The following is a 14,319-nucleotide window of genomic DNA, read 5'->3' as shown; positions in this document are numbered from 1 at the left end:
CCTTTCCGTGATGTGGAGGATTTCCTGTGACTGCTGACCGAAGGCTGTTCACCAGTGAGTCGGTGACCGAAGGTCATCCGGACAAGATGTGCGACGCGATCAGTGACACCATCCTGGACGCGATGCTGGCAGCGGACCCGCGGAGCCGGGTCGCGGTGGAATCGCTGGTGACCACCGGCCAGGTGCACGTCGCGGGTGAGGTGACCACGGACGCGTACGTCGACGTGCCGACGCTGGTGCGCGAAACGGTGCTTTCCATCGGCTACGACTCGTCGGCCAAGGGGTTCGACGGCAACTCCTGCGGCGTGAACGTGGCGATCGGGTCCCAGTCGCCGGATATCGCGCAGGGCGTCGACACGGCCTACGAGTCGCGGCTGGAGAGCGCTCTGGACGATCTGGACAAGCAGGGTGCCGGCGACCAGGGATTGATGTTCGGTTACGCCTGTTCGGACACGCCTGAGCTGATGCCGCTGCCGATCACGCTGGCGCACCGGCTTTCCCGGCGGCTGACCGAGGTGCGTCGCAGCGGTGCCGTCCCGTATCTGCGCCCGGACGGCAAGACCCAGGTGACCATCGAGTACGCCGGCGACCAGCCGGTGCGGCTGGACACGGTGGTCATCTCCAGCCAGCACGCCGAAGGCATCGACCTGGACAAGATGCTGGCGGTGGATCTGATCGAGCAGGTGATCAAGCCGGAGCTCGCCTCCGCCGGTCTCGACGCGGCCGAGCCGAAGGTGCTGATCAACCCGACCGGCCGGTTCGTCATCGGCGGCCCGATGGGCGACGCCGGGCTGACCGGCCGCAAGATCATCGTCGACACCTACGGCGGCATGGCCCGTCATGGCGGCGGTGCGTTCTCCGGCAAGGATCCGTCCAAAGTGGACCGGTCGGCGGCGTACGCGATGCGCTGGGTGGCCAAGACGGTCGTCGCCGCGGGACTGGCCGAGCGGGTGGAGCTCCAGGTGGCCTACGCGATCGGCAAGGCGGCCCCGGTGGGGTTGTTCGTGGAGACCTTCGGTACCGAGCAGGTGGCGCCCGAGAGGATTCGTGCCGCCATCGACGAGGTCTTCGACCTGCGCCCGGCGGCGATCATCCGCGATCTGGACCTGCTCCGCCCGATTTACGGCCAGACCGCGGCGTATGGCCACTTCGGCCGCGACGACCTCGACCTGCCCTGGGAGCGCACCGACCGTGCGGCGTCCCTGAAGGACGCGGCCAAAGCTTGACCCCTTTTCAGTACCGTGAAAGAGGAGAGTGCTCGCCATGCGCATCGCGGTGACCGGGTCGATCGCGACCGACCACCTGATGTCCTTCGCCGGGCGGTTCAGCGACCAGTTCGTCGCGGAACAGTTGGAGAACGTCTCACTGTCCTTCCTGGTGGACAATCTGGACATCCGCCGTGGGGGTGTCGCCGCGAACATCGCCTGTGCGCTCGGCCGGTTGGGGCTCTCACCGGTCCTGGTCGGCGCGGTCGGCCGGGATTTCGACGATTACCGTTCCTGGCTGGAGCGCCATCGGGTGGACGTGGGGTCGGTGCACGTCTCGGCGGACAAGCACACGGCGCGGTTCCTGTGCACGACCGACGAGGCGCAGAACCAGATCGCCTCCTTCTACGCCGGAGCGATGAGCGAAGCGCGGGAGATCGAACTGGGCGCGGTCGCCGACCGGGTGGGTGCGTTGGACCTCGTGCTCATCGCGCCGAACGATCCGATGGCGATGCTGCGGCACACAGAGGAGTGCCGGCAGCGCGGGTACACCTTCGCCGCCGACATCTCCCAGCAGCTGGCGATCATGCCGGGTGAGGACGTGCGCAAGCTCGTCGAGGGCGCCGCGTACCTGTTCACCAACGAGTACGAGGCATCGCTGCTGCTCAAGCACACCGGCTGGACCAAGGAGCAGGTGCTGGAGCGGGTGGGCAGCTGGGTCACCACCTACGGGCCCAAGGGCGCGACCGTCGAGGGGCGGGGGCACGAGCCGATCTCGGTGGACGCCGTGCCCGGCGTCGACGTGGTGGAGCCGACCGGCGCCGGCGACGCTTTCCGGGCTGGGTTCCTCTGGGGACTGAGCACGAAGATGAGCTTGGAGCGGGCCGCCCAGGCGGGCTGTGTGCTCGCCGGGATCGTGCTCGAGTCCGTGGGGCCCCAGGAGTACACACTGGACCGCACGGACTTCTCCGGTCGGGCGGCGCGCGCCTACGGCAGCCGGGCGGCGGCGGAGATCGAGTCGAAACTACGGGTTTGAGCCCTTTCGTTCGCCTTTCACGGACCTGCGCCTGGTTGACGGGCAGTACGTGGCCGGGGCGCCGAGCACGCAGCGCTGGGCGAAGCGCGCTCGGCGCGTGTCGTTACGGCGTCGAGCGGCCGATGGCGGCATTCACGCTCACGCCGCCTACGAGGTGTGGGTGATCGGCTGCTGCAATTCGGTGACCCACTTGTCCCCGTCGGCAGGGCATTCGAGGTAGAACTCCCGGGCCGGACCGCTCGGGCGGTATCCGTGCGCGTCGACCCACTTCGCCAGGGCCTGATAGCTGGAGAGCACGGTCTCCATCGAACCGCGGTGCAGGATCGTCGCCGCGGTCGCGACCTCGCCGAGGCGGACCGTCGAGAATCCTTCGGAGCCGTCCGTTTCGGCCGTGATCGGGACGGCGGCATGGATCAGCACTCGTTCGCCGCCGGGATCGTCCTCGTAATAGGCGATGAGCGGCCCGGACGGGGTGATCGGGCCGAGCGCCCCGAACAGGTCCTGGTAGAGCCCCTGCACGACGGGCCCGATCTCTTCGTTCACGTATCCGCTCGCCGTCCCGGTCAGCTCGGCGACCCGCACCGCGGGCAGGCTTTTGACGACGACGTCTTCGGAAGGCATGGTTCCCTCGCTTTCGATCGACCGGAGCCTCGCTTCGACGGCCTTGAGCCGCGCCTCGTCGGCCGCGATGGCGGCCTCGAGTTCGGCGCGGCGCAGCCGCAGCATGCCGCGCAATTCGTCCGCGCCGATCTCCGCGTCGAGGATCTCCTGCACCTGGGTGAGGGTGAAGCCGAGATCCTTGAGCGCGATCACCCGGTTGAGCCGGGCCAGCTGCTCGCCGGAGTAGGACCGGTAGCCGCTGAACGGGTCGACGTGGGCGGGGCGCAGCAGCCCGATGGCATCGTAGTGACGCAGCATCCGGACCGATACCCGGCCGTGCTTGGCGAAATCTCCGATGCTGAACATGACGCCTCCCAGCGCACAGCCTGACACGGTGTCACAGTCAAGCGGTCACCGCACGAGCCGGAAGAACGACCGCACCTCCTCGGTGAACACCCCGGGTTGTTCGAAGGCAGCGAAGTGGCCGCCCCGGTCGAGTTCGTTCCAGTACCGGATGTCGGTGAAGCGGCGTTCCGCCCAGCGGCGGGAGGGGCGCGGGGTCTCGCGCGGGAAGATCGAGCAGCCGGTCGGCACGGCGATCGTGTCCACAGTGGATTCGGCGAACCAGCTCGACACCTCGGCGAAACTCTCCCAGTACAACCGGGCGGACGAGGCGCCGGTGCCCGTCAGCCAGTAGAGCGTGATGTCGTCGAGCATCGCGTCGCGGGTCAGCGCGTTCTCGGGGTGGCCGCGGCAATCCGTCCACGCCTGGAACTTCTCGACGATCCACGCGCACAGCGCGACCGGCGAGTCGGCCAGCGCGTAGCCGATCGTCTGTGGCCTGGTCGACTGCTGGATCGCGTAACCCGAGCCGTCGGCCTTGGCGCTTTCGAGGTCGGCGAGCGACTTCCGTTCGGATTCGGTCAGCTCGCCGAACGTCGCGGGGTCCGGCGCCGCCAGGGGTGGGTTGAGGTGGATGCCGGCCAGCCGCTCGGGCGCCGTCCGGCCCATGAGCGTGGTGACGCTGGTGCCCCAATCGCCACCCTGGGCGCCGAAGCGCTCGTATCCCAGCCCGTCCATGAGGCGGATCCACGCGTCGGCGATCCGCTGGATCGACCAGCCCGTGCGCGCGGGTTTGTCGCTGAAGCCATACCCGGGCAGGGACGGGACGACGACGTGGAAGGCGTCCGCGGCGTCACCGCCGTGGGCGGCCGGATCGACGAGCGGGCCGAGCACGTCGAGGAACTCGAAGACCGAGCCAGGCCAGCCGTGGGTGAGGACCAGTGGCAGCGCGTCCGGGTGCGGGGAGCGGACGTGCAGGTAGTGGATGCCGAGGCCGTCGATGTCGGTCCGGAATTGGGGGAAGGCGTTGAGCCGCGCCTCGGCGGCCCGCCAATCGTGGGTCTCCGCCCAATAGGCGCACAGTTCACGCAGGTAGGCGGCGGGTACGCCCTGCGACCAGTCGTCGACGGTCTCGTCTTCGGGCCAGCGGGCACGGCGGAGCCGATCGCGGAGGTCTTCGAGATCGGCCTCCGGGATCCGGGCTTGGAACGGCGTGCTGTCCATGCCGGCCGACGCTAACGAAGGGGTCCGACAATTCCCCGGTTTGCCGGTAGCCGGCCCGTTGACCGAGGACAGGTCAGCGGGCTATTCTCGATATACGAAAGAAAGTTTCCGCATAGCGAAATAACAGAGGTTTCGATGGCTGATCTTGCCGGTTCGCGCCACGCGCTGCCCTACGTGCTGAACCTGTCACTGGTCTTCACCGAGTTGCCGCTGCTCGACCGTGCGGAGGCGGCGCGCGCGGCGGGCTTCACCGCGGTCGAGTACTGGTGGCCGTTCGAGACGCCGGTGCCGGAGACCGCCGAGGTCGACGCCTTCGTGGCGTCGGTCGAGCGGGCGGGCGTCGCGGTGACCGGGCTGAACTTCTTCCCCGGTGACATGTCCGGTGGCGATCGTGGCCTGGTCACCTGGCCCGGCCGCGAGGACGACTTCGCTCGTGGCATCGCCTCGGCGATCGACCTGGGCGAGCGGCTCGGCTGCCGCCGGTTCAACGCGCTCTACGGCAACCGGATCGACGGCGCGGATCCGGCCGCGCAGGACAAGCTCGGTCTCTCGAATCTGGCGCTCGCGTCGGACGCGGCCGCGCGCATCGACGCGGAGATCGTCCTGGAACCGTTGTCGGGGGCGGAGAAGTACCCGCTCAGGACCGCGGACGACGTACTGAAGGTGCTCGACGAACTCGGGCGGGACAACGTGAAGCTGCTGGCCGACCTGTACCACCTGGCGGTCAACGGTGACGACCTCGACACGGTCACCACCGTCCACACCGGACGGATCGGCCACGTGCAGATCGCCGATGCCCCAGGGCGCCACCAGCCGGGGACCGGAACGCTGGACATCGAGGGATACCTGGAAAAGCTGCAGACGGCGGGTTACCGCGGGCAGGTCGGCGTGGAGTACAAACCCGACGGGCCGAGCGCGGAATCGCTGTCGTGGCTGCCTTTCGAACGAAGGGGACTGGCATGACCAAGCTGGGATTCATCGGCCTGGGGATCATGGGCGGGCCGATGGCGGGACATCTCGTCGCCGCCGGCCACGAGGTGAGCGGATTCGACACGAACGCGGACGCCCTCGCGAGGCTGGAAGCCGCGGGCGGCCGGGCCGCGAACGGCGTGACCGACGCCGTGGCGGACGCGGAAGTCGTCGTCACCATGTTGCCGAACCACCCGCAGGTCGAGGCCGTCGTGCTCGCGGCGGGCGGGGTGCTGGAATCCGCGAAACCGGGCACCCTGCTGATCGACATGAGCACCATCCGGCCGGAGACGTCCATCGAAGTGGCCGAGCGGGCGGGGGAACGTGAGATCCGGGTGCTCGACGCGCCCGTTTCCGGTGGCCAGGCCGGGGCCGAGCAGGCATCACTGTCCATTATGGCCGGTGGCGATGCCGAGGACTTCGCCGCGGCGCTCCCGATCCTGGAGTCGGTCGGCAAGACGATCGTCCACGTCGGGCCGCACGGCGCCGGCCAGGTCGTCAAGGCCGCGAACCAGCTGGTCGTCGGGGGAACCTACGGGTTGATCGCCGAGGCGATCGTGCTGCTCGAAGCCTCCGGTGTGGACGCCGGTGTCGGGCTGGACGTCCTCGCGGGCGGTCTCGCGGGCAGCCGCATCCTCGAACTGAAGCGGAAGTCCATGGTGGCGCGGGAATTCGCGCCCGGCTTCCGGATCGATCTGCACCACAAGGACATGGGTATCGCGCTCGCCGCCGCCAGGCAGGCCGAAGTCGCGCTGCCGCTCACCGGGCTGGTCGCCCAGCTCGTCGCCGCCGGACGGGCGATGGGCCACGGCTCGCTCGATCACTCCGCGCTGCTGAAGGTCGTCGAAACGCTGTCCGGCGCGGAAAACAAGGAGTGACGCATGCCCAGAATCCCCGCCATGCAGGCCGTCGTCGACGTCCTGGTCAGTGAGGGCGTCGACACCGCGTTCGGCTGCCCCGGCGCCGCGATCCTCCCGCTGTACCACGCGATGCAGGACAGCGGTATCGAGCACCTGATCGTGCGCCACGAAGAAGGCGCGACCCATATGGCCGACGGCTGGGCGAGGACCACCGGCAACGTCGGCGTCGCGATCGGCACCTCCGGGCCGGCCGGGACGAACATGATCACCGGCCTCTACACCGCCCAGGCCGACTCGATCCCGATCCTGTGCATCACCGGGCAGGCCGATTCGCGGAAACTGCACACCGAGGCGTTCCAGGCCGTCGACATCGTCGAGATCGCCAAACCGGTGACCAAATGGGCCGTGCAGGTCAAGGAGGCGGCCCAGCTGCCGTGGGTGTTCCGGGAGGCGTTCCGGATCGCGCGGTCCGGCCGTCCGGGGCCGGTGCTGATCGACCTCCCGATCGACGTCCAGCGGCAGGAGATCGAATGGGACTCCAGTATCGATTCGCCGCTGCCGGTCACGAAGGCGACGCCGTCACCGGCCAGGGTCGAGCGGGCGCTGGACCTGCTGCTCGCCGCCGAACGTCCGCTGATCCTGGCCGGTGGCGGCGTGGTGCTCGGCGACGCGAGCGACCGGCTGCGCACCGCGGCCGAACTGCTCGGCGTCCCGGTCGGCGTGACGTTGATGGGCAAGGGGACCTTCCCCGAGGATCACGAACTGTTCGCCGGCATGGCGGGTATCCAGACCTCGCAGCGGTGGGCGAACGCGGCCTTCCTCGAAGCGGATCTGGTGCTGGCGCTGGGCGCGCGGTTCGGCGACCGGCACACCGGTGACCTCGACGTCTACCGCGGGAACCGGAAGTTCATCCACGTCGACATCGAGCCGACGCAGCTGGGCAAGGTGTTCGGGCCGGATCTCGGCATCGTGTCGGACACGGGCGCTTTCCTGGACGCGCTGATCGAGGCCGCGTCGAAGCGTTCGCCGGCGCGGGACCGTGCCTGGCCGCGGCGGATCGGCGAGCTCAAGGAGAGCTTGCCCCGGCGCGAGGACTTCGAGGACACGCCGATCAAGGCGCCCCGGGTCTTCAAGGAGATCAACGAGTTCTACGGCGAGGACGCCTACTTCGTCACCGCGATCGGGCTGTACCAGATCTGGTCCGGGCAGTTCCAGCGCGCGCACAAACCGCGGCACTACCAGGTGTGCGGACAGGCGGGGCCGCTCGGCTGGGAGATCCCGGCCGCGATCGGGGTCAAGAAGGCGAAACCGGAGGCCGAGGTCGTCGGCGTCGTCGGGGACTACTCGTTCCAGTTCCTGGTGGAGGAGCTGGCGGTCGCCGCGCAGTACGACGTCGGGTTCGTGCTGATCATGCTGAACAACGAGTACCTCGGGCTCATCCGGCAGGCCGAGACCGGCTACGAGATGAACTTCGAGGTCGACATCCACTACGACAAGATCGGCACGGACAACGTGAAGGTCATGGAGGCCTACGGCTGCTCCGGCACCCGCGTCACCGAACCGGGCGAGATCCGGACGTCACTGGAGTGGGCGCGCAAGGAGGCCGAGCGGACGTCGCGGCCGGTGCTGGTGGAGATCATGATCGAACGCGAAGGGAACGCCGCGATGGGCAAGGCGCTCGACAGCGTCGTCGAGTTCGAACCGATCGCGGGCTGACGACGGTGTCCCGGCGGGCCGACCGCCGGGACACCGTCATGCGGTCAGGCCTTGCTCTGGTCGTTGCTCAGCCATTTCTCCGGCCGGACGCGGACCAGCACGGAGTTGTCGCTGAGCGCGCCGTCGACGTACTTCGTGCCCTCTTCGCCGGGCAGGTAGCGGTGCGCGATCTTCAACGCCTGCTCCCTGGTCGGCGGCGCGTCGTTGGCGACGACCGGACCCTCGGCCGTCACGTACTTGTAGGGGAAGGTCTCCGTCTGCGCGACCAGGCTGAGCCTGCCCGCCTTCTTGATCGCCTTGTCCTTGACCGAACCGCCGTCCATCCAGATCAGGAGTTCGCCGCCGGGCTCGTAGTCGTACCAGACCGGCACGGCGAGCGGCGCCCGGCCTTCCCGCTCCACGGCCAAGACCCCGATGTGGACCTCGCTCAGGAAGGCTTCCCGTTCTTCGGCGGTCATGACGAAAGACGACATCCGTGTCTCGCTTCTCTCGATTGGTGGCTACGAGAAGCGACAACGCGGCCGGTCTTCGGGACATTCCGGGCGCTCGGACTCGTGAGTGGTAAGGACGGTTCTAACCGTCCTTACCACTCACGAGGCGTTACGGGGTCGGGGAAGTGGTGGTGCTGGTCGGGCTCGTCTCACCGGTGTTCCCGGCCGGGGTCGATGACGGAGCCGCCGAGGACGTGCTGGACGGGGGAGGCGTCGTCGAGGGCGGAGGCGTGCTCGACGACGGCGTCGACGAAGGCGGTGTCGACGAAGGAGGGGTACTGGTCGGCTTCGACGGCGCCGTGCTGCTCGACGGCGTGGTGCTGCTCGGCGGGAGCGAGGTGCCCGGCTGAGGGGTCGGTGGCGGCGTGGTCGTGCCGGGCGGGGGAGCGCCGGGCAGGGTCGGCACCGGGACCTCGCCGCCGGGCGTGCCGGCCGCGACGTCCGCGGAGTCGGGAGCGCCGACCGGGACCCGGCTGTCCGGTGTGGTCGCGACGCCGCCGCGATAGGCGACCGCCCATCGGATCACGGTGTCCACATAGGACAGTGAGTGGTTGTAGCGGTACACGGCCACACGCTGGGTCTGCTCCGACGTCAGATCGACGCCGCCGGAGCAGAGATATCGGCCCGAGGCCAGCGTCGCGTCGTAGATGTTGTTCGGGTTCGACTCGCCGTCGCCGTTGCCGTCGGAGGCGTAGCCCTTCCACGTCGACGGGATGAACTGCGTCGGGCCGACGGCTCGGTCCCACACCGTGTCTCCGTCGTACTTGCCGCCGTCGGTGTCCGGGATGGCCGCGAACGGCCCGGCGCCGTTGAGCTGCGGGCCGAGGATCGGTTCGAGGGTGTTGCCCTTCGCGTCGACGTAACCGCCGCGCGCGTGATTGGACTCGATCCGGCCGATACTCGCGATCAGAGCCCAGTCGATGTGGCAGCCGGGCAGTTCCTTCGCGAGGATGTCGGCCGCGTTCTGGTACGCCTTCATCATGCTGGCGGGGATGCCGAGCGCGCCCGAGGGCGCGAACGCGCCACCGACGTTGCCGCTGTACCCGGGGACGGCCAGCGGTTCCGGCGTGGGCGGCTGGGGGAGGCTGCCGTCGACGGCGATCTCCGGGACCGTGCCCGCGGGCGGCTGCCAGGCCGCGGCCTGGTTCTGCGGGGCGGCCGGTTTCGGTGCGGCGATCGGGGCGTCCGGGCCTGCCGACGCGGTGACCGCGGGCAGGACGGCGAGCGCGCCACCGGCGAGCGCGAAGGCCGTCCGGTGCCGGGCGGACAACTTGTCCGTCTGTCGAGGGCGGTGCTTCGGCATGTTCTCTCCCGCTAGGTCGACTCCGGGCAAAACTATCCGATACAACCGAATTTCGGGGACGACGCAACGAAAAACCCGCGATCCTGTCGAGTTTTCGTCCGCCCGGCACAAGACCTTCGTAGTGAAGTTGTCAATTTCACGCTGAGTTCACCGAAACGTCAGCAGAATCCCGGCTCGCTCGCCGGCGGTGGTCTGAACCGTGTGCAAAGAGACCTTTGCACAATCTTCTTTGCACGACTACCTTGGTGTCATGACCGGTCCGCCGCCACCCGAAGAGATCGTCGACGCCGCCGTGTTGAAGGCGGTGACGCACCCGCTGCGCCGCCGGATCATGGAGGCCTTGGGCCGCGGACCCGCGACGGCGACGAAGCTGGCCAAGGAACTGGGGGAGAGTTCGGGTGCGACCAGCTACCATCTGCGGGAACTGGCGAAATACGACTTCGTCGACGAGGCGCCGGAGCTCGCGCACGGCAAGGAGCGCTGGTGGCGCGCCCGGCCTCGCGACATCCGCTGGCCTCGGCACAGCGAGCAGAACGACGAGATGCGTGCCGTGTTCGTCGAGGCGCAGCGCGCCGCGTTCACCGAGGACCTCGAACAGCTGGCGCGTTTCCTCGAGCGGCGCGGTGAGCTGGGCGAATGGGGCGACGCGCTGGTGTTCTCCCGCGGCTCGGTCTACCTGAACCTCGAAGAGCTCAAGGAGTTCTTCGACGACTACCTGGACTTGCTGCGCCGCTACTGGCGGCCGGAGCCGGGCCCGGACGCGCGGAAGGTGCTCGTGCGCTGGACGGCGTTCCCGGACGCCGACGGGGAGGTGAGGGAAGGGAAGTGAAAGCCGGTGGGAGAGCGGCCACTCGACCACCGGTATCGCGTCACCACGCCGGACGGCGTGTCTTCACGAACGACTTCACAGACAAGGGGGAGCAGCATGCTGCTCTGGAAGAGAATCGCGGCCGTCTGCGCCGCGGCGAGCCTGCTCGCGGCGGGGACCGCGGCGGCCGCGCAACCGCCGGACGGGGCATCCCGGCCGGACGTCATCATCCGCTACACCGAACACGGCATCCCGCACATCGTCGCGAACGACTGGGTGAGCCTGGGCTTCGGGCAAGGGTTCGCCGCGGCCAAGGACAACATCTGCGCGATCGCGGACGTCGCGGTCACGACGCGGGCCGAACGTTCCCGCTGGCTGGGGCCGGACGCGCCGCCGACGAGCGGGGTGAGCCAGGCGAGCACGAACCTCGCGAGCGACCTGTACTTCCAAGGCCTGAACGAAAGCGGAGCGATCGAGAAGCTTCTTTCGGCGCCCGCGCCGCGTGGGCTGTACCGGGAGGTCCGCGAACTGATCCGCGGCTACGTGGAGGGGGTCAACAAGTACCTCCGTACCGGCGAGATCACCGATCCGGCCTGCCGGGGTGCCGGCTGGCTGAAGCCGATCACCGAACTCGACGTCCATCGGCACGCCCACGCGGTCGGCATGATCTTCGGCCAGGGCGGTGTCGCGGACTCGATCACCGCGTCGCTCCCGGGGGCCCCACCCGCGGGCGGCGGGACCGAGCAGATGCTCGGAGAGACCGGGGTCGGCAGCAACGCGATCTCGATCGGTTCGGCCGCGTCGGCGAACGGGCGCGGCGTCTCGCTGGCCAACCCGCATCTGCCGTGGCAGCTGAGCGGGACCAGGCTGTGGCAGTCGCAGGTGACGTTGCCCGGCAAGCTCAATGTCAGCGGGGCCGGAATCCCCGGCATTCCGCTCATGTGGCTGGGACACAACGAAACCGCCGCCTGGAGCGGAACCGCGACCGACACGACGCGTACGTACACGCTGTTCGAGCTGAAGCTCGTGCCCGGCTCGCCGACGACGTATCTGGTCGACGGTGAACCCGAGCGGATGCGCCGCCACGACGTGAGTGTCCTGTCCCGCAAGACGGACGGCACCCTGGAGCGCGTCGTGCGTCCACAGTGGACGACGAGATACGGGCCGGTGACGACCCGGCTCGGGCAGCGGGAACTGCCGTGGACGGCGTCGGCCGCGTTCGCCATCGCGGACGCCAACGCCACGAACCTCGGCATGACGAACTCGATGTTCGCGATCGCCCGCGGCCGGACGGCGGCGGAGATGATCGGCGCGGTCCGCGAGACACAGGGGTTGCCGTGGATGAACATCCTCGCCACCGACGACCGCGGCCGGGTGGAGTTCAGCCAGATCCACGGGGTCCCGCACGTCACCGACGAAAAGGCGGCGCGCTGCAACACGCCGCTGGGCAAGGAGACGTTCGAGGCCGACGGCGTCGCGGTGCTCGACGGCTCGAAGACGGCCTGCGCGTGGGGCCGGGATCGGGACGCGCTGCGGCCGGGTGTCTTCGGCCCGTCCAGCCTGCCGAGCCTGAGCCGTACCGACTACGTGGCGAACTCGAACGACAGCTATTGGCTGCCCAATCCCTCGGTGCCGAAGACCGGTTTCCCCAGGATCGTGGGCCCGGTCCGCTACGAACAGAACATGCGGACGAGGGGCGGCTTCGTGGAGATCGCCGATCAGCTGAAGAAGGGCGGCTTCACGGGGCAAGCGATGCGGGACCTGATGTTCTCGCACCGGGACCACGCCGCCGAACTCGTGCGGGCCGACGTCGTCGCGATGTGCCGCACGATGCCGGGACTGGAGGCCGCGTGCGCCGCGCTGGCGGGCTGGGACGGCCGCTCGGACGCGGAGAGCAAGGGCGCTCTGCTGTTCGACCGGTTCTGGTCCGCTGTGGATCGGTTGGGGCCCTCGATCTGGAAGGTCCCGTTCGACGTCGGGAATCCGGTCCACACGCCGAACACCCTCGACACGGGCGACACGGCGATCCGCAAGGCGCTCGTCGACGCTGTGGCGGAACTGCGGGCGGCGAAGATCCCGCTCGACGCGCCGTACGGCGACAACCATTACGTCGTCCGTGACGGCCGGAAGATCCCGCTGGGTGGTGGAACCGCGGCTCGCGGTGTCTACGACTCACTGGGCGGACCGTGGGATCCGGCTCGCGGCTACACCGAGTTCACGCACGGCGGGACCTACCTGCACGTCGTGGCGTTCAACGGGACCGGGTGCCCGGAGACGACGACGCTGACGACCTACTCGCAGTCCGCGAACCCGAAGTCCGCGCACCACAGCGACCAGACGGAGTTGTACTCGCGCGAACAATGGGTCACCGAACGGTACTGCGAGAAGGACATCCTCGCGTCGCCGTCGCTGGAGATCGTCCGGGTGAGCAGGCGATGATCGCCACGTTGCTCGCGGCCGTCGTCGCGGTCTCGTCACCGCTGCCCGCCGCGGCTCCGGACGGCGAAGTCTCGTTCACCAGCCACGGGGTCACTCTGCGGGGAACGGTGGTCGCGCCGGAGGGCGGTGGTCCGGCGCCGGGCATCGTCATGGTGCACGGATCCGGCGAACACGACCGCGACGACTACCGCGCCGAGGCGGAATCCTTCGCCGAGAAGGGGATCGCGACCCTGATCTACGACAAGCGGACCGAGGGCTATTCGCTGTTCGAACGGAACTACTCGGTCCTGGCCGACGACGCTCTCGCCGCTGTCCAGGCGCTGCGCTCGCGTCCGGGGGTGGACCCGGCCCGTGTCGGCGTGTGGGGCTTGAGCGAGGGAGGCTGGGTCGCGCCGCTGGCGGCGTCGAAGTCGAAGGACGTCGCCTTCGTGGTCACTGTCGGCGCCAACGGTGTTTCGCCCGATCGCCAGCAGTCGTGGGCTTTCGAGACCTATCTCCGCCGCGGCGGGGTCACCGGTTCGATGGTGGACATGGTGTCGTCGACGAACATGCGCACCCTCGCGGGCGCGGGCCTGTTCCCCGAGGCCGGATACGATCCGGTTCCGGTGCTGGAGAAAGTGCGGCGGCCGGTCCTCGGCCTGTGGGGCGAACTGGATCGGCTCACCCCGCCCGGCGAGGCGGTCCGGATCTTCCGGGAAACGCTGGACCGTGCCGGGAACCGGCAGTACACGCTGAAAGTGTTCCCGCAAGCGCAGCACGGGCTCCGGCGGACCACCGACGGTTTCGACAAGCTCGACGGTTTCGCTCCCGGCTATCTCGATCTCGTCGCGAACTGGGTGAACGGAGCGAAGGAAGGGCCGTCCGCCGATCCGCCTCCGGTCCAGGCGAGCCAGAGCGCGGCGCTGGCGCCGCTCGCCTGGTACGAGGCGCCGTGGGTGCAGATCGGGGTCTGGGCGCTGGCGTTGCTGGCGTTCGCGGCCTATCCGGTGACGGCGTTGTTCCGCCGTCGCGAGGAGGTTCCGCTCGCCGGGCCCGCACGCTGGCTGGCGTCGGCAGGCCTGCTCGGCACGGCCGGATTCCTCGTCTACTACGTCGTGCTGACGACGGGGGCGGCGATGGCGCCGGGTCCGGTCCTTTTCGGACGGACGTTGCCGTGGCTGGCGTTGCAGCTGATCGCGGTCGGGGTCGTCGCCGCCGGGGCGGTGACCGCGGTCTCGTGGTGGCGGAAGAAGGAACGCGGGGGAGTGCGGGTCGGCCTGCTGCTGGCCGGGACCGCGCTGTTCGTCCCGTGGGCCGTCCACTGGGGACTGCTGCTTCCGTGAAACG

The 14,319-nt window shown here is 69.1% G+C and carries 12 protein-coding genes; 8 read left to right on the top strand and 4 right to left on the bottom strand.

All coding sequences use genetic code 11. The annotated features are described in order from the left end of the window. The first annotated feature begins 26 nt into the window (after positions 1-26). Together metK and ACOCEP_RS33360 are read left to right on the top strand one after the other, a co-directional pair. Entirely contained in the window at positions 27-1,226 is a 1,200-nt protein-coding gene (gene metK / locus ACOCEP_RS33365; protein ID WP_482333255.1) for a methionine adenosyltransferase, read from the top strand. A gap of 37 nt (positions 1,227-1,263) precedes the next feature. Continuing rightward, positions 1,264-2,241 carry a carbohydrate kinase family protein gene (locus ACOCEP_RS33360; RefSeq protein ID WP_482333253.1) on the top strand — a complete coding sequence of 326 codons (978 nt, stop codon included), beginning with the start codon at positions 1,264-1,266 and terminating at the stop codon, positions 2,239-2,241. 147 nt (positions 2,242-2,388) lie between these two features. On the opposite strand, the gene ACOCEP_RS33355 is transcribed toward ACOCEP_RS33360, so the two are convergent. Both ACOCEP_RS33355 and ACOCEP_RS33350 read right to left on the bottom strand, forming a co-directional pair. Then, complete coding sequence (locus tag ACOCEP_RS33355; protein ID WP_482333251.1) at positions 2,389-3,207, bottom strand: MerR family transcriptional regulator; 819 nt, start codon at positions 3,205-3,207, stop codon at positions 2,389-2,391. 45 nt (positions 3,208-3,252) lie between these two features. Next, complete coding sequence (locus ACOCEP_RS33350) at positions 3,253-4,407, bottom strand: epoxide hydrolase family protein (protein WP_482333250.1); 1,155 nt, start codon at positions 4,405-4,407, stop codon at positions 3,253-3,255. Positions 4,408-4,542: 135 nt separating this feature from the next. On the opposite strand from ACOCEP_RS33350, the gene ACOCEP_RS33345 reads away from it, so the two are divergent. From ACOCEP_RS33345 to gcl, 3 genes are read left to right on the top strand one after another with little or no spacing between them, the layout of a single operon-like run. Beyond that, positions 4,543-5,370: a hydroxypyruvate isomerase family protein gene (locus tag ACOCEP_RS33345; RefSeq protein WP_482333249.1), complete on the top strand. Its 828-nt coding sequence runs from the start codon at positions 4,543-4,545 to the stop codon at positions 5,368-5,370. Further along, complete coding sequence (locus tag ACOCEP_RS33340; RefSeq protein WP_482333247.1) at positions 5,367-6,254, top strand: 2-hydroxy-3-oxopropionate reductase; 888 nt, start codon at positions 5,367-5,369, stop codon at positions 6,252-6,254. Before ACOCEP_RS33345 ends, ACOCEP_RS33340 begins: the two co-directional genes overlap by 4 nt. A gap of 3 nt (positions 6,255-6,257) precedes the next feature. Continuing rightward, positions 6,258-7,952 carry a glyoxylate carboligase gene (gene gcl, locus ACOCEP_RS33335; protein WP_257486275.1) on the top strand — a complete coding sequence of 565 codons (1,695 nt, stop codon included), beginning with the start codon at positions 6,258-6,260 and terminating at the stop codon, positions 7,950-7,952. A 44-nt stretch (positions 7,953-7,996) separates the two neighbouring features. Here gcl and ACOCEP_RS33330 read toward each other — a convergent pair whose 3' ends face one another. Further along, on the bottom strand, positions 7,997-8,425 hold the full coding sequence (locus ACOCEP_RS33330) for a pyridoxamine 5'-phosphate oxidase family protein (RefSeq protein WP_126734573.1): 429 nt from the start codon (positions 8,423-8,425) through the stop codon (positions 7,997-7,999). Between the two features lie 127 nt (positions 8,426-8,552). Then, positions 8,553-9,746 carry a lytic transglycosylase domain-containing protein gene (locus tag ACOCEP_RS33325; RefSeq protein WP_482333244.1) on the bottom strand — a complete coding sequence of 398 codons (1,194 nt, stop codon included), beginning with the start codon at positions 9,744-9,746 and terminating at the stop codon, positions 8,553-8,555. A 250-nt stretch (positions 9,747-9,996) separates the two neighbouring features. On the opposite strand from ACOCEP_RS33325, the gene ACOCEP_RS33320 reads away from it, so the two are divergent. The 3 genes from ACOCEP_RS33320 (at position 9,997) to ACOCEP_RS33310 (ending at position 14,315) form a co-directional block, all read left to right on the top strand. Further along, the gene (locus ACOCEP_RS33320) at positions 9,997-10,575 is read left to right on the top strand and encodes an ArsR/SmtB family transcription factor (RefSeq protein WP_482333243.1); all 579 of its coding nucleotides are present in this window, start codon (positions 9,997-9,999) and stop codon (positions 10,573-10,575) included. Positions 10,576-10,671: 96 nt separating this feature from the next. Then, positions 10,672-12,993, top strand: a complete 2,322-nt coding sequence (locus ACOCEP_RS33315) for a penicillin acylase family protein (protein WP_482333241.1) — start codon at positions 10,672-10,674, stop codon at positions 12,991-12,993. After that, positions 12,990-14,315 carry an alpha/beta hydrolase family protein gene (locus ACOCEP_RS33310; protein WP_482333239.1) on the top strand — a complete coding sequence of 442 codons (1,326 nt, stop codon included), beginning with the start codon at positions 12,990-12,992 and terminating at the stop codon, positions 14,313-14,315. The genes ACOCEP_RS33315 and ACOCEP_RS33310 overlap by 4 nt, the downstream gene beginning before the upstream one ends. The last annotated feature ends 4 nt before the right edge of the window (positions 14,316-14,319 follow it).

The organism is Amycolatopsis sp. CA-211722 (genome assembly GCF_056828465.1).
This window is presented reverse-complemented; position numbering and strand designations above follow the sequence as displayed.

Bases quoted from the DNA above. Each gene is read 5' to 3' on its own strand.
- ACOCEP_RS33360 (WP_482333253.1), top strand. From the start codon at position 1,264: ATGCGCATCGCGGTGACCGGGTCGATCGCGACCGACCACCTGATGTCC.
- ACOCEP_RS33355 (WP_482333251.1), bottom strand. From the start codon at position 3,207: ATGTTCAGCATCGGAGATTTCGCCAAGCACGGCCGGGTATCGGTCCGG.
- ACOCEP_RS33350 (WP_482333250.1), bottom strand. From the start codon at position 4,407: ATGGACAGCACGCCGTTCCAAGCCCGGATCCCGGAGGCCGATCTCGAA.
- ACOCEP_RS33345 (WP_482333249.1), top strand. From the start codon at position 4,543: ATGGCTGATCTTGCCGGTTCGCGCCACGCGCTGCCCTACGTGCTGAAC.
- ACOCEP_RS33340 (WP_482333247.1), top strand. From the start codon at position 5,367: ATGACCAAGCTGGGATTCATCGGCCTGGGGATCATGGGCGGGCCGATG.
- gcl (WP_257486275.1), top strand. From the start codon at position 6,258: ATGCCCAGAATCCCCGCCATGCAGGCCGTCGTCGACGTCCTGGTCAGT.
- ACOCEP_RS33330 (WP_126734573.1), bottom strand. From the start codon at position 8,425: ATGTCGTCTTTCGTCATGACCGCCGAAGAACGGGAAGCCTTCCTGAGC.
- ACOCEP_RS33325 (WP_482333244.1), bottom strand. From the start codon at position 9,746: ATGCCGAAGCACCGCCCTCGACAGACGGACAAGTTGTCCGCCCGGCAC.
- ACOCEP_RS33320 (WP_482333243.1), top strand. From the start codon at position 9,997: ATGACCGGTCCGCCGCCACCCGAAGAGATCGTCGACGCCGCCGTGTTG.
- ACOCEP_RS33315 (WP_482333241.1), top strand. From the start codon at position 10,672: ATGCTGCTCTGGAAGAGAATCGCGGCCGTCTGCGCCGCGGCGAGCCTG.
- ACOCEP_RS33310 (WP_482333239.1), top strand. From the start codon at position 12,990: ATGATCGCCACGTTGCTCGCGGCCGTCGTCGCGGTCTCGTCACCGCTG.